This window comes from Mesorhizobium sp. P2_E7, assembly GCF_056403855.1.
In genome coordinates, this window is sequence record NZ_JBFUER010000004.1 from 26,768 (window position 1) to 47,465 (window position 20,698).

The window sequence follows — 20,698 nt, forward strand, 5'->3', positions numbered from 1 at the left end:
CTGGGATCCTATTCGTCGCTCGACGTTCCGCTGGCGCCCGGCGCTGCGGCCGCCGCCTTGCGGCGCGCCTCGATCCGGTCCTGCCGCTCGACACCGATCAGTTCGGCGACGCGCCAGACGGTGTTGTCTTCCAGCTCGTGCAATTCGCCGTCGGCATAGACGATTTCCCACATCAGGCCGATGAAGGCCTTGCGCGCCTCGGCGTCGAGATGGCGCTTCAGCACACTGGTGAAGGCATAGAGATCGATCGCCTCATTGTCGGCGCGCTCGCCGGCGGCAGCCAGCGCATCGAGCTCGGCGCCGCTGATCGAATAGCTCTCACCCAGCACCTGCTTGAACCGCTCCCACTCGACATCCTGGCGCACGCCATCGGCGTTCATCACATGATAGAGCAAAGCCGAGGCGGCAACGCGCGGATCGTCCGCATTGGCGCGAGGCCCGGCCCCGGAGGGCAGGTCTTTCAGAAAGGACAGAACGCGTTCGAACATGGTGCTCACATCAGGTCAGGGTTCAAAACAGTCGGAACCGGCGCGGTGACTTCTCCGCTTCTTCGTCAGGGTCGACACCGGGGTCGTCCGGCAACCGGATAACCTCCTCGGCCGGCTCGACTGCCTCGGCATCGGACGGCACGGCGGCAAAGGCAGCGGCAGTGACCGGCGTGACATGATCGTCGCCCACCACAGGCTTCGGCTCGATCGGCGCCTCGCTGCTCGTCCTGGCGACGGCCGGATGATCGATCACCTCGGCTTCCTTTGCCGGCTTGGCAGGTGCCGCAAGCACCGGCACGGTGGCTTCCGGCGTTTCCTCATGGCTGTCGATGAGCTGGCCGAGCCGCTCCATCGGCGCGCGCCAGGCGAAGGCGTCGAGCTTGCCGCTGACCGGCGACACCGGCGCCCAGCGTTCGGAGACGACGCCGTCGGCAACCCAGGCCGGGTCGCGCGGCGCCCGGACCGCCTTGGACAGCAATTGCCGAATCTTGCCCTGATCGCCGGTCTCGGCCTCCTCGATGTCGGCCAGAAGCAGGTAGGCGCCTTCCCGACGATCCATGCGGATCGCCGCTTCCGCCTCGCGGCGGGCGGTGGAAAAATCCTGCGCGTCGAGCGCGGCGCGCGCCACCGTCATCGACGATTCGGCGTTGTTGCGCTTCAGCTCCTGCAGCTTCTTGGCCCGGTTCAGGCGGTCGACCACCGCATCACCCGGTCGGGCATGAGTATAAAGTTCGGATATTTCCGGATGCGGCTCGGCCTTCCAGGCGGCTTCGAGGATCTTCGAGCCTTTGCGCACATCGTTCTGTTTGAACAGAAGGTTCGCCGCGGCAACCGCGGCCGGCGCGAAATCGGGCGCGAGCTTGTTGGCCTCGAGTGCCGCTGTCTTGGCCGCATTGGGGTCGCTGTCGGTCAGCGCCTGCGCCTTGGCGGTCAACAGCACGGCGCGGCGGCGGTTGGCGGCGTCGCGTTCGATCTGGCGCGTCGACTTCTGCGCCTCGACCAGTTTTAACGCACCGTCCCAATCGCCACGCCCGGTCAGGTCTTCGAGTGTCGATTCCGCTGCCCAGGCCAGTTGCGGAGCCACGGCTGCGGCGCGGCCGGCATAGTGGCGCGCCGCGTTGCGGTCGCCCAGCCGCTCGGCTTCGAGATAGAGCCCGCGCAAGCCGAGCAGCCGCATTTCGGGATCGTCGAGCATGGCCTCGAATTTTTCGCGCGCGCCCTCATGGTCGCCTTCGAGCAACGAGGCTTGCGCTTCCAGGAGATGGATCAGCGGCTCCTGGTCTGAACGGATCAGCTTGGCGGCTTCCTTGGTCTTCTTGCGCGCCAGCGTGCCATCGCCGGCGCCGGCGGCGATCATGCCGGTCGACAGCGCCTGGTAGCCGCGGTCGCGGCGCCGCACGCGGAAATAGCGCGAGATCGTGTACGGGCTGTTCCACAGCGACTTGATCAGCCACCAGACGATCATCACCGCAGCGACGACGGCAACGATCGCCACCGCCGCCACCATCAGGCTGACCTGGTACTGGTAGCCGTTGAAGGTGACGACCATCTCGCCGGGCCGATCGGCCAGCCAGGCAAAGCCGAGGCCGAGCGCAAAGACGGCGGCGAGGAAGATGAGAATGCGGATCATCGTGTCGTCCTCATGCCTTCATCGCGCCGGCAATGAGCGCGTCGACCTGCGTTTCGACCTCGATGCGCGCCTTCAGTTTGCCGGCAAAGTCGGCGCCCGCCGCCTTGACCGCGTCGGGCAGCGTCGCATATTCGCTGAGCGCCTTGGCGTAGTCGCCCTGATTGACCGCCACTTCAATGCGCGCCACGGTTTCGGGCGCGCCGGCGCCCTCTACGGCGCCGATCGGCCGCACCTTGACCAGCGATTCGGCGCTCGACAGAAGGTTCTGGAAGAAGCCGGCATTCTCGTCGACCGGGGTCGCGGCAGCGACCATCGCATTGGCCGCTGCATCGGCCTCGCCGGCGATTTCGGTGCGGGTCGGGACGCCCTTTTCGGCATAGGGACGCAACGCCGCAATCTGCGGCGCATCAGGCGAGATCGCTGCGAACGTCTCCAGCTCGGCGGCAAACGGCGCGCCGCGGTCGAGCGCCGCTTTCAGCGCCGAGGCGGCGATGGCCATCGCGATTTTCGGCTGCGAGGCCTGCGCATCGACCTTGCCGGCGAGCTGCGTCACCGACTGTTCCAGCGCGGCAAGCCGGCCTTCCTGCGTCTTGGCCGCCTCGCCGGCCGATTTCACCAGCGCATCGAGACTCGAAAGCTTTTCGTTGAGCGGGCCGAGATCGACCGGGCCGCCGGCCTGGCCAAGCGCCGCGACCGCCGTCTCGATCTGCTTGACCTTGTCGCCAAGCGCGGCAAGCCCGGCATTGTCGCCGGCGCCACCTTGTTCGACCGCCGATTTGAGCGACGCGACATCGGCCTTCACCTGATCAAGAGCCGTCGACAGACCGTCGACCTTGGCCGTTGCGACGCCATTGCCGCCCGCTTCCCTGAGGTCGGCGATTTCGCTCTTCAGCGAAGCGATCTCGCCATTGACGCCGTCGAGCGAGACCGTGCCACCGCCTGACCCCGGTGCACCGAGCACGCCGGCAAACTGCAGCCCGCCGGCGGCGGCCAGTGCGATGACACCGCCAATGATGCCGGCGGCAATGCCGTTGGAACGCTTCGGCTGCGCGGCCATGGGCTGGTTCCTCACCTCGGCGGTTTTTGGTGTTTCCTTGGGCCCACCCGATTTGGGCGAGGCATCCTCGAAACTGTAATCGGAGGTCCTGGCGCTTGGTGGCGCGTCGGAGGCGGCGGGATAAGGCCTTTCCGGTTCGCCGGACATCTTGGCATCGCTCTCTGGCGCGGCCTGGGCCGCGGCGTCGGAATGCTCCCACGGCTCGAGATCGGCCTGGTCGGCATGAACCGGCTCGTCGGGCGTCTCCGCCTGTGCATCGGCCACGGCAGCCGCTTCCTCGGCCGCTACCGATTCGGCCGAGGCCTCGGTCGCATCCGCCTTGGCGGCGTCCGCATCGACAATGCGCGAGACGGCGCCGGGTTCGAGTTCGATGGTCACCGGCTCGCGGCGGCTCTTCGAATGTCGCATCTTCGGCGTCTTGACCATGCCTGGGCTCCGCAATCCTGCTTCGTCTGGGCGCCCTAAGGCGCGTGATGGTTTGAAAAATGGTCTAGCACATCATCATCAGGTGAAAAGGGGCGGCGTGATGACACGGGGCTCAGGCGCCGTCGTGCAACAGCTCAAGCAGCGCCTCCTCCTGGGGTTCCCGTGCAACGCGTATTTTTTTGCCGGCGGCATCGCCGAACGCTGACGCTATGCGCTCGGAGAGAGCAAAAACCCGCACCTTTCCAAGGAGATCGCCCGATTCCGGCCGATTGACCAAGGTTCGCAACGCTGCCGCCGCCTTGGCCGAATAGAGCAGCACCGCATCGACCGCCCGATCGGACAGGCGCGCAAGGATTTCACCGTCGGAATAATCGAGCGAAATCGTGTCATAGGTCTCGATTGCGCGGATCTCGACGCCGGCCTGGCGCAGCCGCGCCTCGAAGGCCGGAAACCGTACGCGTCCCGTGAGATAGACGATCGCCTTGCCGGAAAGGCCGGCGACAATCGCTTCGGCCAGCTTCTCGGCGTCGCCCGGCCCTTCGCTGACGGACAAAAACCCTGCCGCGCGCGCCGCTTCGGCCGTTCTGTGGCCGACCGCATGGCAAGGCAAGGCGGCGAGCGTGGCGATGAGGTCTCCCGGCGCATGGCGCAAGGCATTGGCGCTGGTGATCGCAACGGCCGCGGCATTGTCGCCTGCTGCGTTTGCATCGACCGGCAGCGTCACCGTTTCGGTCAGTGGCAGAAGGATCGGCTCAAATCCCAGCTCCTGCAGCCGCCGCACGGTGCGCGATGCCCCAGGTTGCGGCCGCGTCACCAGGACACGCATGTCAGACCCAGCCGTCGAAGAAGGTTTCGCCGGCCTTGACCCGCACCATCCTGGCGGCGCCCGTGCCGATATCTGCGGCATCCAGCGCCAGGCCTTCGGCCTTAACCTCATGCGATTGCGTGCCATCTGGCGAAATGATCAGCCCGGCGAAAACCAGTTTTCCGCCCGATATCGTCGCATAGCCGGCGATCGGCGTGCGGCAGGAGCCGTCGAGTGCCGCCAGAAAGGCGCGCTCGCAGGCCAGCGCCTGGCCCGTGGGCACATCGTGGATGGCCGTCAGCATCTTTTCGACGGCGCTGTCGCCGATGCGGGTCTCGATGCCGATCGCACCTTGCCCCGGCGCCGGCGGAAAGGCGTCGAGCGGCATCAGATCGGTGACGACGTGGCCGAGCTCCAGCCGCTTCAGCCCGGCATGGGCGAGGACCGTGCCTTCGGCGACGCCCTCCTCCAGCTTGCGCAGCCTGGTCTGCACATTGCCGCGAAACATCACCACGTCGAGATCCGGACGCATGCGCCGGATCAGCGCCTGGCGCCGCAGCGAAGACGAGCCGACCTTGGCGCCCCGAGGCAGGTCGATGATGCGCTTTACCGCCTTGCCGATAAAGGCGTCGCGCGCATCTTCGCGCGGCAGGAAGGCGGAAAGCTCCAGCCCGTCCGGCAGCACCGTCGGCATGTCCTTGGAGGAATGCACGGCGATGTCGATCGTGCCGGCCAGCAGCGCTTCTTCGATTTCCTTGGTGAACAGGCCCTTGCCCCCGGCTTCCGACAAAGGCCGGTCCTGGATGCGGTCGCCGCTGGTCGAGATGACGACGACCTCGAACGCTTCCGCCGGCATGCCATGCGCTGCCATCAGCCGCGCCTGCGTCTCATGCGCCTGGGCGAGTGCCAGCGGGCTGCCGCGTGTTCCGATTTTCAAAGTTTGCATGGCGCGCGGTCCGTGATAACCCCCGGCTGGCTTTGCGTTTCCGGCACTCTCCCTAACGAGGCCCGCCTCTACTAACTAGGAAAGTCCGGCGACACAATCTCTGGAGACAGCGACGAATTGATCCGCGTTCTGGGCATTGAGACGAGTTGCGACGAGACCGCCGCCAGCGTGGTGACGCTGGACGGCGCGTCCGCGCCGGTGATTGCGTCCAACATCGTGCTCAGCCAGATAGAGGAGCATGCTGCCTTTGGTGGCGTCGTGCCGGAGATCGCCGCGCGCGCCCATGTCGAGGCGCTGGACGGCATCGTCGAGGCCGCCCTTGCGGATTCGGGCGTAGCCCTCGGCGACATCGACGCCATTGCCGCCACCGCCGGCCCGGGCCTGGTCGGCGGGCTGATTGTCGGCCTGATGACGGCCAAGGCGATTGCCGCCGCTGCCGGCAAGCCGCTGATTGCCATCAACCATCTCGAAGGCCATGCACTGACCGCAAGGCTGACCGACGGCATCGACTTTCCCTATTTGCTGCTGCTGGTCTCCGGCGGCCACACCCAGATCGTTGCCGTGCGCGGCGTCGGCGACTACCAGCGCTGGGCGACCACCATCGACGACGCGCTCGGCGAAGCCTTCGACAAGACGGCCAAAATGCTCGGCCTGCCCTATCCCGGCGGACCGAATGTCGAAAAGGCAGCAGCGGCGGGCGATGCGACGCGCTTTGCCTTCCCGCGGCCGATGAAGGGCTCGGCGCAGCCGGATTTCTCCTTCTCCGGCTTGAAGACCGCCGTGCGCCAGGCGGCGACCGCCATCCAGCCGCTGAGCGAGCAGGATGTCGCCGACATCTGCGCCTCGTTCCAGGCGGCGGTGGCGGATACGCTGGGCGACCGTGTCGCCCGTGCGCTGGCCCGCTTTCGCCAGGAATTTCCGGACAAGGCCACGCCCTCGCTGGTTGTTGCCGGCGGTGTCGCCGCCAACAGCACCATCAAGGCGACGCTGCAGAAGCAGTGCGCCGAGGCTGGCTTCGCCTTCGTCGCGCCGCCTCTCAACCTGTGCACCGACAATGCGGCGATGATCGCCTGGGCCGGCATCGAGCGGCTGCGCGCCGGCATAGCGGATGAAAACGCCGCCGATTTCGTGCCGCGTTCGCGCTGGCCGCTGGACTCGATCTCGGCGCCGATGGTCGGCTCCGGCCGGCGCGGAGCGAAAGCATGACCGGGAGCAAGGCAAGCGACAGGGACAAGACGGGCTGGCGCGTTGCCGTGCTCGGCGGTGGCGCCTGGGGCACCGCGCTGGCGCTGGCCATGCTGCGGGCCGGCCACGACGTCAGGCTCTACGCACGCGACGACGAAACGGTCGCAGCATTTCATCGCGGCGAGAACCCGCGCTACCTCCCCGGCATCGCCATCGAGCCTGGCATTGCGGCGACAAGCGATATCGGTGCAGCGCTGACCGACGCCGATTGCGTGCTGGCCGTGGCGCCGGCGCAAGCGCTGCGCGCCATGCTGACGACGGCAAAGCCCCATATGCCGAAAGGCATTCCGCTGGTTCTCTGCGCCAAGGGCATCGAGCGCGACACCGGCGCGCTGCTGTCGGCAATCGTCGTGGACATTTTGCCGGAAACCCCGGTCGCGGCTTTGTCCGGCCCGAGCTTCGCCGCCGATGTCGCGCGAGGCCTGCCGACTGCCGTCGTGGTCGCCGCCCGCGAGGAGGTTTTAGCAGCCGAGCTTGCCGCCCGGTTTTCGGCACAGAATCTGCGCTGCTACTCCAGCGACGATTTGATCGGCGTCGAGATTGGCGGCGCGCTGAAGAATGTCTTTGCCATCGCCGCCGGTGCCGTCACCGGCGCCGGGCTCGGCGCCAGCGCCCAGGCCGCGATGGTGACGCGCGGCTTCGTCGAATTGCGCCGCATCGGCGCTGCCTTCGGCGCCAAGCCCGAGACGCTGATGGGGCTTTCCGGCCTCGGCGATTTGCTGCTCACTTGCTCGTCCGCCCAGTCGCGCAATTTCGCCTACGGGCTGGCGCTTGGCCAAGGCAAACCCTTGACCGGACTGCCGTTGGCCGAAGGCGTGCCGACGGCTGCGATCGCCGCCCGCATCGCCACCGAACGCGGCATCGACGCCCCGATCATCGCGGCGGTGTCGGCCATACTGGACGGCACGATCACCATACGGCAGGCTGTGTCCGCCCTGATGACGCGGCCGCTGAAGACCGAAGCTGATATTTAATTGTACACGTTTTTGAACAGTTCGGCATTGTCCTCACCGGCGACGATGAGGTTTTCGTAGTCACCTTCCGGAAGCAGCAGCGCCTCGGCCGGACCGCTGCGCAGAACAACGTCGCTGACACCGGCCTCCAGGAACAAAGGCAAGGAGCGCGGGGTGCCATTGATCTCGACCTCGCCATCTGCAAGCTGCCCGTTCGTCGTATAGAGGTTGTATCGTCCGGCGACCGGGACCTTGAAAACGTCCACACGACCGGAGCGAAGGCGACGGCCGGCCATTCTGATGTTGGGAGCGATCTGGACGTAGCTGTCGCGGATAAAAGGGGCAATCACGGGATCGATCATATCCATGCGATATGACCAGATGATCAGCTTTGGCGGAGTGTTCGAGAGGATTTTGTACGCTTCCGATTCGCTGCCCTCCCTCAATGTTTTCAAGATGTAGTACTGGTCGAGCCAGAGGGTGGAGGGCTCCCGTCGATTGGGCAGCATTCCGATGCCGTCGAAATAGAACTCGTCCGGTTTGACCATCGCTTCGGCGCGGGCGATCAGCGTCAGCTGCGCCGGATTGTCAATGCGCAGATAGAGTACGTTGCTGATGAAGCTGATCACTCCGGCAATCACAAGCGACGCCCGCGCCAAACGCATGGGCAATGCATCGGCCGCGTTGCGATCGGGCACTGCAAGCGACCACAGCGCCATGAATGGCAAGGCCATGATGAAGATATAAGGCCAAGGCTGATCATGAACAAAAACCAGGACCGTGATGACGGCGGTGAACGTCAGTGCAATCCGCTGCCTTTCTTCCAACGCTCCGATGCGTACCAACCCAAGGACGATCCCACCGAAGCAGAATGCATAGAGGATTGCGTTGCGAACGAGTGTCTGGAGCACAAAATGTCGCAAGCCGCCATATTCGACACCGCCGCGGCTCGCGACTTCAACTGGGCCGAATATCAGGCCTCGGGCGATCGGGAGGGGATCGGCGCCGCCGAATATGAAGCAATACGCGGCGATGGGCACAATCCAGCCCAGCACCAGGGCCGCGCCACGCTTGATCCCGGCTCCGTATTGTCGCGCAATGAAGGCGTTGACAAGCAATCCCATGCCCAGCGCGACATTGAAATAGATGGATTTCTGGGTCGTCAGGAAGGCGAGGCCGCTAAGCATGCCAGCGAAGACGATCCGTCTCGCGCCTGCCGAATTCCCGCTGATGACCACCAACAGCGCCGCGACCGCGAAGAACAGCGCCAGCGGTTCCGAGATCGTGCGGAAAATTCGCTCCATGAAATTGGAGAAGCACAGCAGGACCAGGACAATTGCCAAGGCATGCTGCCTGTCCTGGCCGAGCGCTCGCGCGCATGCATAGATCATGGCGATGGTGGCGCAGGCGAGCAGCGCCATCTGGAAGCGCCCCACAAACATAATGGATGTCGCATCCCATCCAATGAGAATTGCCAGCTTGCTAAAAACCGTGAAACCTACCGCCTTGGCCGGCTGGATAGTGTCAAACAGGCCGTTGCCGAGATATTTCGCGTAACCGACTTGGCCGAACTCATCCATGACGAAGCGGCTGCGATAGGCCAGCGCGAAGAGAAGGACGATTTTAAGGGCAATCAGCACGCTCAGGCCGATTGTGGCCGGGCGTTCGGCAATACCGAAAAAGTCCCTGTTGCCGATGTCGGTTTCCACGGCGGACCGGTCATCCATCGGCAACGCTCCCTCGCCGGTTCTCGGTCGGTGCCACCGCTTGGCTAGTGCCCGCCAAGGCGATCACGCTGCGGGCCATCTTTTCCCAATCGTAGTGCGTCAGGGCATGGGCAGCCATCGCATCGCGCTCGGCGTCAGTCAGGGCAAGGCCGTCGATCGCCTCAGCGCAACGACGCGCTGACCCCAGGGGATCTCTCAGGTCGATGTTCACACCACGCAGCCAGACCGCTGCATCGGGATCGGCAAGGTGGACCGGAGCGCCGCAAATCACCGGAAGGCCGCAGGCCATCGCCTCTTGTATGACAAGCGGATACCCTTCACCGACGCTTGGCAGCAGCAAGAGATCTGCCGTGCGATAGAGGTCCGCCAACTCCATGGGCGTCCGAGTGCCCAGGTCACGAACATTGCCGAGTCCCCAGGCGCCGGGCCTGATCGAGCCGGCGCCCGCCAGCGAGAATTCGAGATCGGGCCGCAAGGTCGCCAGCGCGCGGATCACCGACAGTCCCTTTTTCTCGACGTAGCGGCCAACGAACAGAACGCGACGTCCTGGCGCCGGAGAGCCCGCATTGCCGGTCGAGTCCGGAGATCGATGGAAAATGCTGCGGTCAACCCCGTTGAAAAGCAGGCTGTAAGGGTGCCGCGCGGGCGTTCCCAGCAACTCATGGCGCACCGTGTCGCTGATAAAGACGCGGGCATCCGCCGCCCTAAGCATAGGCCGCGTCACCAGGAGGTTTGCGAGCGCCATCGCGAAGCGCAGGATACGCGAAGAGAACGGAACGCTGGCAATGTGTTGAACAAGCACCGTTCGCTTGCGGTAAATCTTGGCCGCCACCATTGCCACGATCGACGTGGCGTAGAGCGCATCATGCATCACCACCGAATCGCTGCCGCGCACTGCGCGCGCCAATGCCGCTATCCCTCGCATACGAGGTATGGGCATCGGCAGGCCGTTGCGTTTTTCCATCAGCTGGAGACAGGCAATCGGCACCGCATCCACTTTTCCCTCGGGCGGAAGGTCGGCATCGCTTGCAGCCCAGGACGCTTCGACGCCGTTATCCGCGAAGCGGCGGCAAAGATGCCCGGCGACGCGTTCTATGCCGCCGCCATGCGCCTCGAAGAAATGGCTTACCGTCAAAATTCGCAAGGGCCCGCCCGTCAAACCCGCTCCAGGCGGAGCGTAATCTCAAGGCGGTTCGGAAACAGCCATCCGTACAGGCCATTGCGATATCGCATTGGCGCCGCGCGTGCGGCAATGCGATAGCCGCTCTCGGCGGCGAGCCTCTCCCATTCGGCACGATCTAGGTAGCGCGCCCAGACCATTCCGCCGAACGGGATGTTTCCAATGGCGTCCATTGCCATGAGGCGCAGACGATCCACCGCGTGGAGGCTTTCATGGTCCTTGATATAGAGCGGCCCATCCACCACCCGCCGAATCTCTGTGAGAAGCGCTGCTCGCGCCGCAAGCGGCACGTGATGGATGACATTGTTGAGCGTTGCCGCATCGAACGCATCGTCCCTGAAGGGTAACGTCTTGCCGTCATACTGGTGCGTGGACACCGTTAGCGACGGGCAGAAACGGTCAACAAGATCCACCGTTTGTACCTCTTCCAGCGGAAACAGCTCGGACATGGCTTGTGCAATCACGCCTGTACCGCCACCGACATCCAGCAGCCTGCGATGATCGCCGGCCCACACTTGACGCAAGCTGTCGAGCATCGTGGCTTGATAGAACGGCACTTTGCTTCGGTACATGGCGAGATGGCGCGACATGATACCCTGCAGGAGGTGCGGATCGATGGAGGGCATCGTCATCTGGAGATTCATGGATTTCTGACGGATGTGGATTTTGGCGCGCCGATCGCCCAGCGGCTGAGCGCAAAGTTGATCGCCAGCATGCAGACCGACGCAAGCGGCGCCGCGACAGGCATCGCCAGGCCTGTCCAGTCGCGCCAGAACCAGGTGAAGATGAACGCCAGCGGAACGTTAGCCGACATCGCCAGCAGATATCTTGCAAAACCGGGCAGAGCCAAAGGCTGCCGGAACGTGAAGACGCCATGCAGGGCGTAGCCGGTTGCCGCTACAATCGCGAAGGACAACAGGACGGCCAGCCACAAAGGCGATCCGGCACGGTCGGAAAGAATCATCACCGCGTTGTGGAGCGCGAGACACAGCGCCGCCACAACGACGTAGGTGGAGGGCGCACGCATGTTCATGCGATCGCCTTATGTGCCCGAACGAGGAATACGCAGCCATTGTCGTCGCGTATCGACGCTGGCGTGATGGCGTCCTCCAGCAGCGCGCGCAGGTTCATGAGCACGGCCAGCAGCGACGCGAAAGCGCCCCCCAAAACAGGGATGCGGCGCAGGAAGAAGGCAAAGCCTGTCAGACGGATCAATGTGGTCGTGGCCAGCGGACCGGCGATTGCCTTGACATCCTCGACAACCAGGCCGCGATCGCCGAGATCGGCAATCAGGCCTGTTCGTGTCCAGCGGCGATGATCTTCCGGGTGAGGATGGTAAAGCCAGGTGCCATGCGTGGATAACAACAGAACGCCGTCATCGCGCAGCAGCCGGTTGATTTCGGCACAATAAGCGTCGAGGTCGCGCACATGTTCCAGCACCTGGACGGAGAGGACTGCGCCCGCGGCGCCGTCGGCAAGCGGCACCCGGCCACGCTCGTCGATCCGCAGCGATCCGCCATCGTCGATATCGGCGCCACGATAGTCGATCCGCATCTCCCGCATCATCCGGGCATAGGGCATGTCTCCGCAACCCAGATCGACCATCAGTGTATCCGGCCTGACATGGGCGCGTGCCTGCTCCTTTAACAGCCTGGCGAGCCCGCGCAGTATCAGCCAGTCGGTATCCCAGATACGCGGAGAAGCCCTGCTTGCTTTCATGGTGCGAGCTTACCTTCGGAAAGAACCGGGATCGCCGAGACTATCAAGCAGCAGCTTCAGCACGAAACCGGACAGGGTCATCAACACGCCGGCCACGCACGCAGTACTGCTGGTGAATATGAGGTGCACGGACTGCTCCATCGGTTCGTCGACAAGCAACCATTGCAGAGCGAGGAGCAGGTTTACCGTGAACCCTCCGGCAAAGATCAAGACACCTCCGCCAACCAGCCATTCCAGCGGGCGTCCTCGCTTGAGCCATGGGACGACGCGTCCCTTCTGAACCGGGTGATAGATGGCGATGGCCACTTTGGCCAACATGCCCAGCAGTGTCGCGGACAGTCCGATCAGCGTTGACATGGACGCAAGCGCGACAAAATGGATGCCGAAATAATGCCCGTCGAACTGAATTGGGCCCGACGAAAGCAAAGCCAGGCCGACAATACCCGTCACCAGCAGGGTAAGGCCAGGGATCAGGTAGAGCGTGTCCGGTGCATGAGCGATGATGAGCCGCAAATGGCGCCAGCCGTCGCGGAAGGAACGCAGATGCGGCGGGCGGTTTCGCTTGTCGGGGTAAAGCTTGATCGGCACTTCACGAATGGTGAGCCCGGCGCGATGCGCATTGATGATCATTTCCGAGGCGAATTCCATTCCCGGCGATCGTGCGCCAATTCTCTGAAATGCCTCTCGGGTGAAGCCGCGCATGCCGCAATGGAAGTCGCGGATCGGAGATTTGTGCAGCCAGCGAGCGATGGTGGACAGGACAGGATTGCCCAGGTAGCGATGCAATAGCGGCATGGCGCCCGGCTCGATACCGCCGGCGAACCGATTGCCGATGACAAAATCCGCACCCAATTCCAACGCATCGACGAAATCGCCGAGCTGGCTCCAGTCGTAGGAATCGTCGGCATCGGCCATGATGAGATATTTGCCTTCGGCCGCTCCAGCCGCGGCGCTGATTGCCGCGCCATAGCCCTTTACCGGCTGATGGACGACCCGCGCTCCCAACTTTTGCGCAATCTCCACCGACTTGTCCGTGGAGCCATTGTCGCCGACGACGACTTCCCCCTTGATGCCGCGCCTCGAGAAGGCATCCAAGGCTTTGCGGATGCAGATGCCGATCGTCAATTCTTCGTTCAGGCAAGGAATGATTGCAGAGACGAGGACATGCTCGGTCTCCATGCTGGCCGTGAAAGCAGGCGTGGCGTCGTCGAATTTGGCTGTCGTGTCACCCGCGATGCTGTCCATTGCGTCCCCTATTCAGGCGTTCTGGAAGAACCAGCCCATTCCCACACCTGACCCGCTGGGAGCGTAGTATATCGAAAATTGCTTATCTTTGACTTACGAAAAATCCAGTCGCGCCTTCATGAGCGGTAGCCGCAAAGGCTTGGCGCTATTTTTTCGCGATGCAGCGCTGTTGCCTTGAGTCTACTCTTTCGGGCGAAGCATATCGTCCGTGACTGTCGTCAAACTCAAGTGGATCAATCATTTCAACGCCTTGGCCTTGAGCCGTGGCAGAGATTCAACGCGATAGATCGTCATTTGGCATTGACCCAAAGCCCGCATAAAAGCAAAACCGCGGTTTCTGCAGTTCGAGGCGAGCTGTTGTCGCAATGCCAAACCGGAGTTTGAAAAGATGCTGTTTGCGTTGATTTGCAAGGACAAGCCGGGCAGCCTGCAGGTGCGCGTCGACACGCGGCCCGCCCACATCGCCTTTCTTGAAGGCCTGAACGCCGACAAGAAACTGGCCTTTGCCGGCCCGTTCCTCGATGCCGACGGCAAGCCCAACGGCAGCCTTGTCGTCGTCGAGGCGCCGGACATGGCCGGCGCGCAGGCGCTGTCGGCTGCCGACCCCTATGCCAAGGCAGGCCTGTTCGAAAGCGTCGAAATCCGCCAGTGGAACTGGACCTTCAACAAGCCGGCGGCTAGTTAATTCGGGCAAGACGTACGGAGGAGCAAAGACATGAACTACTGGCTGTTCAAATCCGAACCTTCGGTCTTCTCCTTCGAGGCGCTGAAGGCCAAGGGCAAGGCCGGCACGCAATGGGACGGTGTGCGCAACTATGCGGCGCGCAACAACATGAAAGCGATGCAGATCGGCGATCTCGGCTTCTTCTACCATTCCAATGAGGGGCTGAACGTCGTCGGCATTGCCGAAGTCTGCGCGCTTGCCCATCCCGACTCGACGACCGACGATCCACGCTGGGAATGCGTCGACATCAGAGCCTTCAAGGACGTCCCCAACCCGCCGACGCTGGAACAGGTCAAGGCCAACCCGAAGCTGGCCGAGATGGCGCTGGTCAGGCTCGGGCGGCTTTCCGTACAGCCGGTCACGCCGGCCGAATGGAAAGAGGTCTGCCGCATGGGCGGCCTTACGCCCGCTCCGTGACGGCCCTCACGCCGAACAGCGCGAAAAAGTTCATTCTCGACAACACGGCGCTGATGGCGCCGCCGCATGTGCCGGAAATTGTCCTCAACCTGGCCGACGAGGCGCACGACCTCTGGCAGCGGACCGAGGACGAGTTGACCGAGATCGGCCTGCCGCCGCCCTTCTGGGCCTTTGCCTGGGCCGGCGGCCAAGGTCTTGCCCGCTATATCCTCGACAACACGTCTGAAGTGCGCGGCAAACGCGTGCTCGACTTCGCCTCCGGCTCGGGGCTTGTCGCCATCGCCGCCGCCAAAGCCGGCGCTGCACACGTGATCGCCGCCGACATCGATCCATTCTGCGAAACGGCGATCCGCCTCAATGCCGAGGCCAATGGCGTTGCCGTCGAGTATTGCGGCACGGACTGCATCGGCACCGATGCCGGCTGGGACGTGGTGCTGGCCGGCGACGTCTTCTACGACCGATCCTTCGCCGACACGCTCATGCCGTGGTTTTCGACCTTGAAGGCGCGCGGCGCCGACATCCTCGTTGGCGATCCCGGCCGCTCCTACATGCCCAAGGCGGGACTGGAGCCGCTGGCCGTCTACGAAGTGGCGGTGACGCGGGCGCTCGAGGACGCCTTGGTCAAGCGCACCACGGTCTGGCGCTTCGCTTGACGGCGCTGCCGAACAGGCGTTCCATCGCGAGATTGATTTGAAGAATACGCACGTCGTTGCCCCAAACCGCTAAGGCGTTGGGCGACATGCTTGAGGGGAGGATTTATGGATTTTTCAGTTGTGAACTGGCTGGCGGTTGTTGTCGCGGCCGTGGCGGTGTGGCTGTTCGGCGCCGTCTGGTACACGGCCCTCAGCAAGCCATGGATGAGGGCGGCCAGGATCGATCCGTCAACGGCGAAGAAGTCAATATTGCCCTTCATCATCTCCTTTGTCACCGAACTGATCATGGCTGCGGTCTTTGCCCTGGTTGTCGGCGCGATGACCGGCGGCGAGCCGACCCTTGTCGCCGGCGTGGTCTTCGGTTTCGTCCTCTGGCTGGGCTTTGTCGCCACCACGCTGACGGCCAACCACCGCTATGAGAATTTCGGCTGGGACCTGACCCTCATCGACGGCGGCCACTGGCTCGGCGTGCTGCTGATCATCGGCGCTATCATCGGCTGGTTCGGCGCACCGGTCGTCCCCGGCTGACCTACAGCTCGTCCCAGGTCCGGCGCGTCGGATCCGGTTGCGGATTGTGGACTTCGCCCAGGATCCAATCCTTGAACGCGATGATCCTGGCGTCGTTTGCCGACCCTGCCGGATAGACCAGGAAATAGGCGAATTCGGCCGCCACCTTGAGGCCGAGTTCGAACGGCCGCACCAGCCGTCCCTCCGACAGGTCGTTGGCCACCATGGCGAAATCGGCGAGCGCCACCGCATTGCCGTCGAGCGCAGCCTGCACCGCATCTGACGAAGAGCCGAAAACGATGGTGCGGCTGTCATCGAAATCGTCGATGCCTGCCGCCGCCATCCACATGCGCCAGTTAGGCCAGGTCACGCCTTGCCGCGCCCACACGATATGGGCAAGCGTGTGCCGGAACAGATCGCGCGGCTCGCGCAGCGGCGGACCGGAGGTCAGCAAAGCCGGGCTGCACACCGGAATGATGATGTTGTCGAACAGCCGGTGGCTGACAATGCCCGGATATTTCCCGGTGCCGAAGCGAATGCCTATATCGACGTCGTCGCGATCGAAATCGCGCACCTCATAGGTGATGTCGAAGCGAAGTTCGATTCCGGGCTGATGCTTGCGGAAATCGTCGACACGCCGCATCAGCCATTTGGTCGCAAACTGCGGGTCCAGCGTTATCTTCAGGAGCGCCAAGCCGCGCGTCATCTTTTGCGCCCGCGACACCGCCCGGTTGAGCAGGTCGAGCGCATCGATCGAGGCCTCGAACAGCACCGTGCCTGCTTCCGTCAACCGGATGGTGCGGCTGGTACGGGTGAACAGAACGATGCCGAGCTGATCCTCGATTTCCTTGATCTGGTGGCTGACCGCCGCCGGCGTCAGCCCGAGCTCGTCAGCCGCGCGGGTGAAATTGAGGTGCCGGGCCGCCGCTTCCAGCGTCCTCAAGGCACGGGTTCCAGGCAACAGGCGGGCCAATCGATCTCCAAATAAAACTTGATGATACGGAGAAAACTACTCGTTTCTCCTTTTTCTTTCAATCCGCCAAGATGGGCGCAATCGAAACACCATCAAACCGGATTTGATATCCGGAGGAACGGATCACACCATGTCCATCATCACTTTCAATTCGCCAGCCCCTCGTTCGACCTGGTTTGTCGCCGTCACCGATTGGCTTCGCCAGGCAAGGGTCGCGATCAAGCTGCCACGCCAGGATGTCGAGGATCTCTCCGACCGCCAATTGCGCGACATCGGCGCCCAGGGCAAGGACGTCACACGGGCGGTGGATCGGGAACTCGGCCGGTTGGGACTGCTGGATATTGGTTGGCAAAGGCCGCGGAGGTAAGGGAATGGGCAGTAGGGATTAGGCATTAGGAAAAAGGCGGTCCCGACCTGTACCCCTACTGCCTACTGCCTACTGCCTACCTAACCACTCTCACCACCGTCCTGTCCGAAATCAGCGGCAACAGCCGCGCCATCGTCCGCGCGGTCACCGCCACGCAGCCTTGCGTCGGCGTGAAGCCGGGACGCGCCAGGTGGAAGAAGATGGCGCTGCCGCGGCCGCGCCGGCGCGGTGCCATGTTCCAGTCGAGCACCAGGCAGGCGTCGTAGAGGCGGTCGTCGCGCCGCATGCGCTCATGGCTGGCGCCGTAGGGGATTTTCACCGGCCGGTTGTAGTTGCGGTCGTCCGGCACCTCGCACCAGCCGAGATCTGGGCCGATCGGCGCCATCGCCAGCCGGGTCTTGCGGCCGGCCGGGAAATGATCGCCCCGAAAATACCCCGACAAAATCCGCATCTCGCCAAGCGGCGTCGCGCCGTCGCCTTCGCGCTTGTTGGCCGAGATGCCACCGCGCCCCAAGGCGCAGGCAAACACCTTGCTGCCGGCCTGCAAAATGCCCTGGCTGGGGTTGCCCGGCCTTGCCCGCACCACCAGCACGCGCAGCCCTTTTGGCAAAATTGCGCCGGCTGCATTGCGATCGCGTTTTTTCTTGTATGATCGTGTCACGGAACAAATCACTGTGATCGGACTGTTGCGCCGGTCAGCTTCCGCATAAATGGGGGTCGGTCAACTGAAAATTCTTTTCAAAACAACGGATTGATCCATGACATCACGTACCATTCTTATCGTTGACGACGATGACGACCTGCGCGGAACCCTCGTCGAGCAACTCGCCCTTTACGAAGAATTCGACGTCCTGCAGGAAGCGACCGCCGCCAAAGGCGTCACTGCTGCGCGCGGCGGGCTCATCGACCTGCTCATCATGGATGTCGGCCTGCCCGATATGGATGGCCGCGAGGCGGTTAAGATCCTGCGCAAGGGCGGCTACAAGGCGCCGATCATCATGCTGACCGGCCATGACACTGATTCCGACACGATTCTGGGCCTTGAGGCCGGCGCCAACGACTATGTCACCAAGCCGTTCCGCTTCGCCGTGCTGCTTGCCCGCATCCGTGCCCAACTGCGCCAGCACGAACAGAGCGAGGACGCCACCTTCTCGGTCGGTCCGTACACGTTCAAGCCCAGCCAGAAGCTTCTCATCGACCAGCGCGGCGCCAAGGTGCGGCTGACCGAGAAAGAGGCCTCGATCATCAAATACCTCTACCGCGCCGACCAGAAGGTGGTGACGCGCGACGTCCTGCTTGAGGAAGTGTGGGGCTACAATTCCGGCGTCACCACGCACACGCTGGAAACCCACGTCTACCGGCTGCGCCAGAAGATCGAGCGCGATCCTTCCAATGCTGAAATTCTTGTGACAGAAAGCGGCGGCTACAAGCTGGTTCCTTAAACATTTCATTATTCAATAGGCGGTCGGGCGGGACTGTTTCGGGTACGATCCGGCTGGAGGGGCCTGGCTCGACCCGCGCATCGACCCAAAATCGATTCGGTTTTGGGGAAGAACGCTGCGCAGATTGAAAATGTTGGAGCGTCTTTGCGCGACCAGGAGGACGCGCGGCGCTCTAAGGGAGGGATTGGACTGACCGTTCGGGGACGCAGCTAGAGATGGCGTTGGATGACGACATCCGCATCCTGTCTGCCGTGAAGCTCTTTGAGGGTTTCACGCAGGAACAGCTGCGTCTGCTCGCCTTCGGCGCCGAAGCCACGCATCTGCAGGCCGACCGCAAGCTGTACCGCGAAGACGACGAAGCCGATTCAGCCTATATCGTGGTCAGTGGGAAGATCGTGCTCTACCGCGAGCAGGATGGCGACCGCATCCCGATCGGCACCGCCGGTCCTGGCACGATTCTGAGCGAACTGGCACTGATCGCCGACTCAAGGCGACTGACCAGCGCCTCGGCCGAGACCGATTCGGAAGTGATCCGCCTCAGCCGCAAGATGTTCCGCCGCATCCTCGAGGAGTATCCCGATGTGGCTGTGAAACTGCACCAGCGCATCCTCGACGATTTCCAGGCCATGATCGCCCGCATCGAGAAGCTGGCGCCGCGGTTTCGGGGATAAGTCTAATTACCGTCTCGAACGGGTTTTGGCCTGAACAGGCACCAGAATGGCTTTCCGGGTACAAGTTCACCTTGGCCGAGGAGTTGAAACCCGCAACGCTCATAAAAAGCCAAATTCTTTCGTTGTGCGGTTTCGAGAAACGTCCCTGCCGAGACAGGATCTCTTTCGGCAAGATCGCAATAGGCCTTGATGAGCGAGCCGCCAGCCCCTTTTCCCTGCATTGAGGGGTGAACGCCCAAGACCCCAAGATAGAAATGCGGTTCCTGCGGCTTGTATTTCTCACTGATGGCGTCAGCCCTCTCGAAGCGGGAAGCCATCGATGCCTGCCTTTGCTGAAGCAGAGCCCATCTCTCCTGGTGAGCCGGAAGCCATTCATGCCGCTGCGTATCGTAGCCCATCACCGCACCGAGGATGCGACCCTCGCTCTTTAGCAACAGCACAGGCATTCCAAGCGCCAAGCGCGCCGCCATCAGGATCGAGAAGAACTCCGTCACCAGGTCCTGACGCTGCGGAGGATCGAAGAAAAAACTCATCTGCGGATCGTCGGCAAAGGCAGCCGCCAGACAGTCGGCCGCCGATGTCACATCCGGCTCTCGCGCTGCCACTATCTCCATTCAACGACCCCTTTGGCTCGCGGATTACTCCAGATCAAACCGCGCAATCACCGGCACATGGTCCGACGGTCGCTCCCAGCCGCGCGCGGCGCGAAGGATCTCGTAGCCGGCAAAATTGGGCACCAGGTTCGGCGACGACCAGACATGGTCGAGCCGCCGGCCACGGTTTGAAGCTTCCCAGTCCTGCGCCCGGTAGCTCCACCAAGTGTAGAGCTTTTCTTCAAGCGGCACGTTGAGCCGCATCAGGTCGACCCAGTCGCCGGCCATCCGCATCGCCTCGAAACTTTCGGTCTCGACCGGCGTGTGGCTAACGACGTTGAGCAATTGCTTGTGCGACCAGACATCGTGCTCCAGCGGCGCGATGTTGAGGTCGCCGACCAGGATCGAGGCTGACACCTCATCATGCGCGGCGCGGATGGCGTTCATCTCGGCGACGAAATCCAACTTGTGCCGGAACTTGCGGTTGATCTCGGGATCGGGCTCGTCGCCACCGGCCGGCACATAGAAATTGTGGATGAGGATCGCCTTGCCGCCGGCCTGCACTTTCACCGACAGATGCCGACTGTCGTCGATCTCGCAGAAGCGCCGCTTCTCGGCCACCTCGATCGGCCGCCGCGCCACCGTCGCCACGCCGTGATAACCCTTCTGGCCATGGAAGGCGATGTGCTCGTAGCCGGCCTTGCGGAAGGCTTTTTCCGGGAACAGCTCGTCGGGAACCTTCGTCTCTTGAAGGCAGAGCACATCCGGCGCCTGCTCTTTCAGCAACCGCTCGACAATCGGCATGCGCAGGCGCACGGAGTTGATGTTCCAGGTGGCAATGGTGAAGGGCATGCGAGGGTCCGGGGCAGCGCAAGACCTGCCAGGAACCGGAATGGGCCTTGACGGGAAATGACGCCTTTTTTGAAAGAG

Annotated in this window: 24 protein-coding genes; 9 read left to right on the plus strand and 15 right to left on the minus strand. The window is 63.2% G+C overall.

Annotated features, from left to right (window positions below; genetic code table 11):
- Window positions 1–8: 8 nt before the first annotated feature.
- The 5 genes from AC1DYC_RS21335 to hemC all read right to left on the minus strand — a co-directional run bounded on the left by AC1DYC_RS21335 (window position 9) and on the right by hemC (window position 5,352).
- Window positions 9–488 (minus strand): tellurite resistance TerB family protein, encoded by a 480-nt coding sequence (locus AC1DYC_RS21335; RefSeq protein ID WP_477307971.1) that lies wholly within the window; start codon window positions 486–488, stop codon window positions 9–11.
- 22 nt (window positions 489–510) lie between these two features.
- The gene (locus AC1DYC_RS21340; RefSeq protein WP_477409675.1) at window positions 511–2,118 is read right to left on the minus strand and encodes a heme biosynthesis HemY N-terminal domain-containing protein; all 1,608 of its coding nucleotides are present in this window, start codon (window positions 2,116–2,118) and stop codon (window positions 511–513) included.
- Between the two features lie 10 nt (window positions 2,119–2,128).
- Entirely contained in the window at window positions 2,129–3,601 is a 1,473-nt protein-coding gene (locus AC1DYC_RS21345) for a COG4223 family protein (protein ID WP_477409677.1), read from the minus strand.
- Between the two features lie 112 nt (window positions 3,602–3,713).
- Window positions 3,714–4,427: a uroporphyrinogen-III synthase gene (locus AC1DYC_RS21350; protein ID WP_477409679.1), complete on the minus strand. Its 714-nt coding sequence runs from the start codon at window positions 4,425–4,427 to the stop codon at window positions 3,714–3,716.
- Window position 4,428: 1 nt separating this feature from the next.
- On the minus strand, window positions 4,429–5,352 hold the full coding sequence (gene hemC, locus AC1DYC_RS21355) for a hydroxymethylbilane synthase (protein ID WP_477409681.1): 924 nt from the start codon (window positions 5,350–5,352) through the stop codon (window positions 4,429–4,431).
- 120 nt (window positions 5,353–5,472) lie between these two features.
- Here hemC and tsaD point away from each other — a divergent pair, with 120 nt between their 5' ends.
- Together tsaD and AC1DYC_RS21365 are read left to right on the plus strand one after the other, a co-directional pair.
- The gene (gene tsaD, locus AC1DYC_RS21360) at window positions 5,473–6,558 is read left to right on the plus strand and encodes a tRNA (adenosine(37)-N6)-threonylcarbamoyltransferase complex transferase subunit TsaD (RefSeq protein WP_477410104.1); all 1,086 of its coding nucleotides are present in this window, start codon (window positions 5,473–5,475) and stop codon (window positions 6,556–6,558) included.
- Window positions 6,555–7,571 (plus strand): NAD(P)H-dependent glycerol-3-phosphate dehydrogenase, encoded by a 1,017-nt coding sequence (locus AC1DYC_RS21365; RefSeq protein WP_477409683.1) that lies wholly within the window; start codon window positions 6,555–6,557, stop codon window positions 7,569–7,571. Before tsaD ends, AC1DYC_RS21365 begins: the two co-directional genes overlap by 4 nt.
- Here the strand turns inward: AC1DYC_RS21365 and AC1DYC_RS21370 are convergent.
- The 6 genes from AC1DYC_RS21370 to AC1DYC_RS21395 all read right to left on the minus strand — a co-directional run bounded on the left by AC1DYC_RS21370 (window position 7,568) and on the right by AC1DYC_RS21395 (window position 13,421).
- Complete coding sequence (locus AC1DYC_RS21370) at window positions 7,568–9,277, minus strand: DUF7056 domain-containing protein (protein ID WP_477409685.1); 1,710 nt, start codon at window positions 9,275–9,277, stop codon at window positions 7,568–7,570. The genes AC1DYC_RS21365 and AC1DYC_RS21370 overlap by 4 nt on opposite strands.
- The gene (locus tag AC1DYC_RS21375; RefSeq protein ID WP_477409687.1) at window positions 9,270–10,421 is read right to left on the minus strand and encodes a glycosyltransferase family 4 protein; all 1,152 of its coding nucleotides are present in this window, start codon (window positions 10,419–10,421) and stop codon (window positions 9,270–9,272) included. Before AC1DYC_RS21375 ends, AC1DYC_RS21370 begins: the two co-directional genes overlap by 8 nt.
- A gap of 11 nt (window positions 10,422–10,432) precedes the next feature.
- Window positions 10,433–11,101 (minus strand): methyltransferase domain-containing protein, encoded by a 669-nt coding sequence (locus AC1DYC_RS21380; protein WP_477409689.1) that lies wholly within the window; start codon window positions 11,099–11,101, stop codon window positions 10,433–10,435.
- The gene (locus AC1DYC_RS21385; RefSeq protein ID WP_477409691.1) at window positions 11,098–11,490 is read right to left on the minus strand and encodes a GtrA family protein; all 393 of its coding nucleotides are present in this window, start codon (window positions 11,488–11,490) and stop codon (window positions 11,098–11,100) included. Before AC1DYC_RS21385 ends, AC1DYC_RS21380 begins: the two co-directional genes overlap by 4 nt.
- Entirely contained in the window at window positions 11,487–12,062 is a 576-nt protein-coding gene (locus tag AC1DYC_RS21390; protein ID WP_477409693.1) for a class I SAM-dependent methyltransferase, read from the minus strand. The genes AC1DYC_RS21385 and AC1DYC_RS21390 overlap by 4 nt, the downstream gene beginning before the upstream one ends.
- Window positions 12,063–12,185: 123 nt before the next feature.
- Window positions 12,186–13,421, minus strand: coding sequence for a glycosyltransferase family 2 protein (locus AC1DYC_RS21395; RefSeq protein WP_477409695.1), 1,236 nt, complete (start codon window positions 13,419–13,421; stop codon window positions 12,186–12,188).
- Window positions 13,422–13,809: 388 nt separating this feature from the next.
- Between AC1DYC_RS21395 and AC1DYC_RS21400 the strand changes: the two genes are divergently transcribed.
- The 4 genes from AC1DYC_RS21400 to AC1DYC_RS21415 all read left to right on the plus strand — a co-directional run bounded on the left by AC1DYC_RS21400 (window position 13,810) and on the right by AC1DYC_RS21415 (window position 15,743).
- Window positions 13,810–14,106: a YciI-like protein gene (locus AC1DYC_RS21400; protein WP_477409697.1), complete on the plus strand. Its 297-nt coding sequence runs from the start codon at window positions 13,810–13,812 to the stop codon at window positions 14,104–14,106.
- A 30-nt stretch (window positions 14,107–14,136) separates the two neighbouring features.
- A complete protein-coding gene (locus AC1DYC_RS21405) occupies window positions 14,137–14,562 on the plus strand; it encodes an EVE domain-containing protein (RefSeq protein WP_112621800.1) in 426 nt (141 codons plus the stop codon).
- Window positions 14,517–15,215, plus strand: a complete 699-nt coding sequence (locus tag AC1DYC_RS21410) for a class I SAM-dependent methyltransferase (RefSeq protein ID WP_477409699.1) — start codon at window positions 14,517–14,519, stop codon at window positions 15,213–15,215. Before AC1DYC_RS21405 ends, AC1DYC_RS21410 begins: the two co-directional genes overlap by 46 nt.
- 105 nt (window positions 15,216–15,320) lie before the next feature.
- Window positions 15,321–15,743, plus strand: a complete 423-nt coding sequence (locus tag AC1DYC_RS21415; protein ID WP_477409701.1) for a DUF1761 domain-containing protein — start codon at window positions 15,321–15,323, stop codon at window positions 15,741–15,743.
- Between the two features lies 1 nt (window position 15,744).
- Here AC1DYC_RS21415 and gcvA read toward each other — a convergent pair whose 3' ends face one another.
- Window positions 15,745–16,695, minus strand: a complete 951-nt coding sequence (gcvA, locus tag AC1DYC_RS21420; protein WP_477409703.1) for a transcriptional regulator GcvA — start codon at window positions 16,693–16,695, stop codon at window positions 15,745–15,747.
- A 130-nt stretch (window positions 16,696–16,825) separates the two neighbouring features.
- Between gcvA and AC1DYC_RS21425 the strand changes: the two genes are divergently transcribed.
- Complete coding sequence (locus AC1DYC_RS21425) at window positions 16,826–17,062, plus strand: hypothetical protein (RefSeq protein WP_477409705.1); 237 nt, start codon at window positions 16,826–16,828, stop codon at window positions 17,060–17,062.
- A 76-nt stretch (window positions 17,063–17,138) separates the two neighbouring features.
- Here the strand turns inward: AC1DYC_RS21425 and AC1DYC_RS21430 are convergent, their stop codons facing one another.
- A complete protein-coding gene (locus AC1DYC_RS21430) occupies window positions 17,139–17,675 on the minus strand; it encodes a L,D-transpeptidase family protein (RefSeq protein WP_477410105.1) in 537 nt (178 codons plus the stop codon).
- Window positions 17,676–17,820: 145 nt separating this feature from the next.
- On the opposite strand from AC1DYC_RS21430, the gene AC1DYC_RS21435 reads away from it, so the two are divergent.
- Complete coding sequence (locus AC1DYC_RS21435) at window positions 17,821–18,504, plus strand: response regulator transcription factor (RefSeq protein WP_477400481.1); 684 nt, start codon at window positions 17,821–17,823, stop codon at window positions 18,502–18,504.
- 215 nt (window positions 18,505–18,719) lie between these two features.
- Complete coding sequence (locus tag AC1DYC_RS21440) at window positions 18,720–19,175, plus strand: cyclic nucleotide-binding domain-containing protein (protein ID WP_477409707.1); 456 nt, start codon at window positions 18,720–18,722, stop codon at window positions 19,173–19,175.
- Between the two features lie 2 nt (window positions 19,176–19,177).
- On the opposite strand, the gene AC1DYC_RS21445 is transcribed toward AC1DYC_RS21440, so the two are convergent.
- Together AC1DYC_RS21445 and AC1DYC_RS21450 are read right to left on the minus strand one after the other, a co-directional pair.
- The gene (locus AC1DYC_RS21445) at window positions 19,178–19,789 is read right to left on the minus strand and encodes a GNAT family N-acetyltransferase (RefSeq protein ID WP_477409709.1); all 612 of its coding nucleotides are present in this window, start codon (window positions 19,787–19,789) and stop codon (window positions 19,178–19,180) included.
- Window positions 19,790–19,813: 24 nt separating this feature from the next.
- Complete coding sequence (locus AC1DYC_RS21450; RefSeq protein ID WP_477409711.1) at window positions 19,814–20,620, minus strand: exodeoxyribonuclease III; 807 nt, start codon at window positions 20,618–20,620, stop codon at window positions 19,814–19,816.
- Window positions 20,621–20,698 lie beyond the last annotated feature (78 nt).

Excerpts from the sequence above, each read along its gene's own strand:
- AC1DYC_RS21440 (WP_477409707.1), top strand. The coding sequence starts at position 18,720 with ATGGCGTTGGATGACGACATCCGCATCCTGTCTGCCGTGAAGCTCTTT.
- AC1DYC_RS21400 (WP_477409697.1), top strand. The coding sequence starts at position 13,810 with ATGCTGTTTGCGTTGATTTGCAAGGACAAGCCGGGCAGCCTGCAGGTG.
- AC1DYC_RS21450 (WP_477409711.1), bottom strand. The coding sequence starts at position 20,620 with ATGCCCTTCACCATTGCCACCTGGAACATCAACTCCGTGCGCCTGCGC.
- AC1DYC_RS21445 (WP_477409709.1), bottom strand. The coding sequence starts at position 19,789 with ATGGAGATAGTGGCAGCGCGAGAGCCGGATGTGACATCGGCGGCCGAC.
- AC1DYC_RS21385 (WP_477409691.1), bottom strand. The coding sequence starts at position 11,490 with ATGAACATGCGTGCGCCCTCCACCTACGTCGTTGTGGCGGCGCTGTGT.
- AC1DYC_RS21345 (WP_477409677.1), bottom strand. The coding sequence starts at position 3,601 with ATGGTCAAGACGCCGAAGATGCGACATTCGAAGAGCCGCCGCGAGCCG.
- AC1DYC_RS21335 (WP_477307971.1), bottom strand. The coding sequence starts at position 488 with ATGTTCGAACGCGTTCTGTCCTTTCTGAAAGACCTGCCCTCCGGGGCC.
- AC1DYC_RS21410 (WP_477409699.1), top strand. The coding sequence starts at position 14,517 with ATGGAAAGAGGTCTGCCGCATGGGCGGCCTTACGCCCGCTCCGTGACG.
- AC1DYC_RS21395 (WP_477409695.1), bottom strand. The coding sequence starts at position 13,421 with ATGGACAGCATCGCGGGTGACACGACAGCCAAATTCGACGACGCCACG.
- AC1DYC_RS21380 (WP_477409689.1), bottom strand. The coding sequence starts at position 11,101 with ATGAATCTCCAGATGACGATGCCCTCCATCGATCCGCACCTCCTGCAG.
- AC1DYC_RS21340 (WP_477409675.1), bottom strand. The coding sequence starts at position 2,118 with ATGATCCGCATTCTCATCTTCCTCGCCGCCGTCTTTGCGCTCGGCCTC.
- AC1DYC_RS21350 (WP_477409679.1), bottom strand. The coding sequence starts at position 4,427 with ATGCGTGTCCTGGTGACGCGGCCGCAACCTGGGGCATCGCGCACCGTG.
- AC1DYC_RS21415 (WP_477409701.1), top strand. The coding sequence starts at position 15,321 with ATGGATTTTTCAGTTGTGAACTGGCTGGCGGTTGTTGTCGCGGCCGTG.
- AC1DYC_RS21390 (WP_477409693.1), bottom strand. The coding sequence starts at position 12,062 with ATGGTCGATCTGGGTTGCGGAGACATGCCCTATGCCCGGATGATGCGG.
- AC1DYC_RS21425 (WP_477409705.1), top strand. The coding sequence starts at position 16,826 with ATGTCCATCATCACTTTCAATTCGCCAGCCCCTCGTTCGACCTGGTTT.
- AC1DYC_RS21405 (WP_112621800.1), top strand. The coding sequence starts at position 14,137 with ATGAACTACTGGCTGTTCAAATCCGAACCTTCGGTCTTCTCCTTCGAG.
- AC1DYC_RS21365 (WP_477409683.1), top strand. The coding sequence starts at position 6,555 with ATGACCGGGAGCAAGGCAAGCGACAGGGACAAGACGGGCTGGCGCGTT.
- hemC (WP_477409681.1), bottom strand. The coding sequence starts at position 5,352 with ATGCAAACTTTGAAAATCGGAACACGCGGCAGCCCGCTGGCACTCGCC.
- AC1DYC_RS21370 (WP_477409685.1), bottom strand. The coding sequence starts at position 9,277 with ATGGATGACCGGTCCGCCGTGGAAACCGACATCGGCAACAGGGACTTT.
- AC1DYC_RS21435 (WP_477400481.1), top strand. The coding sequence starts at position 17,821 with ATGACATCACGTACCATTCTTATCGTTGACGACGATGACGACCTGCGC.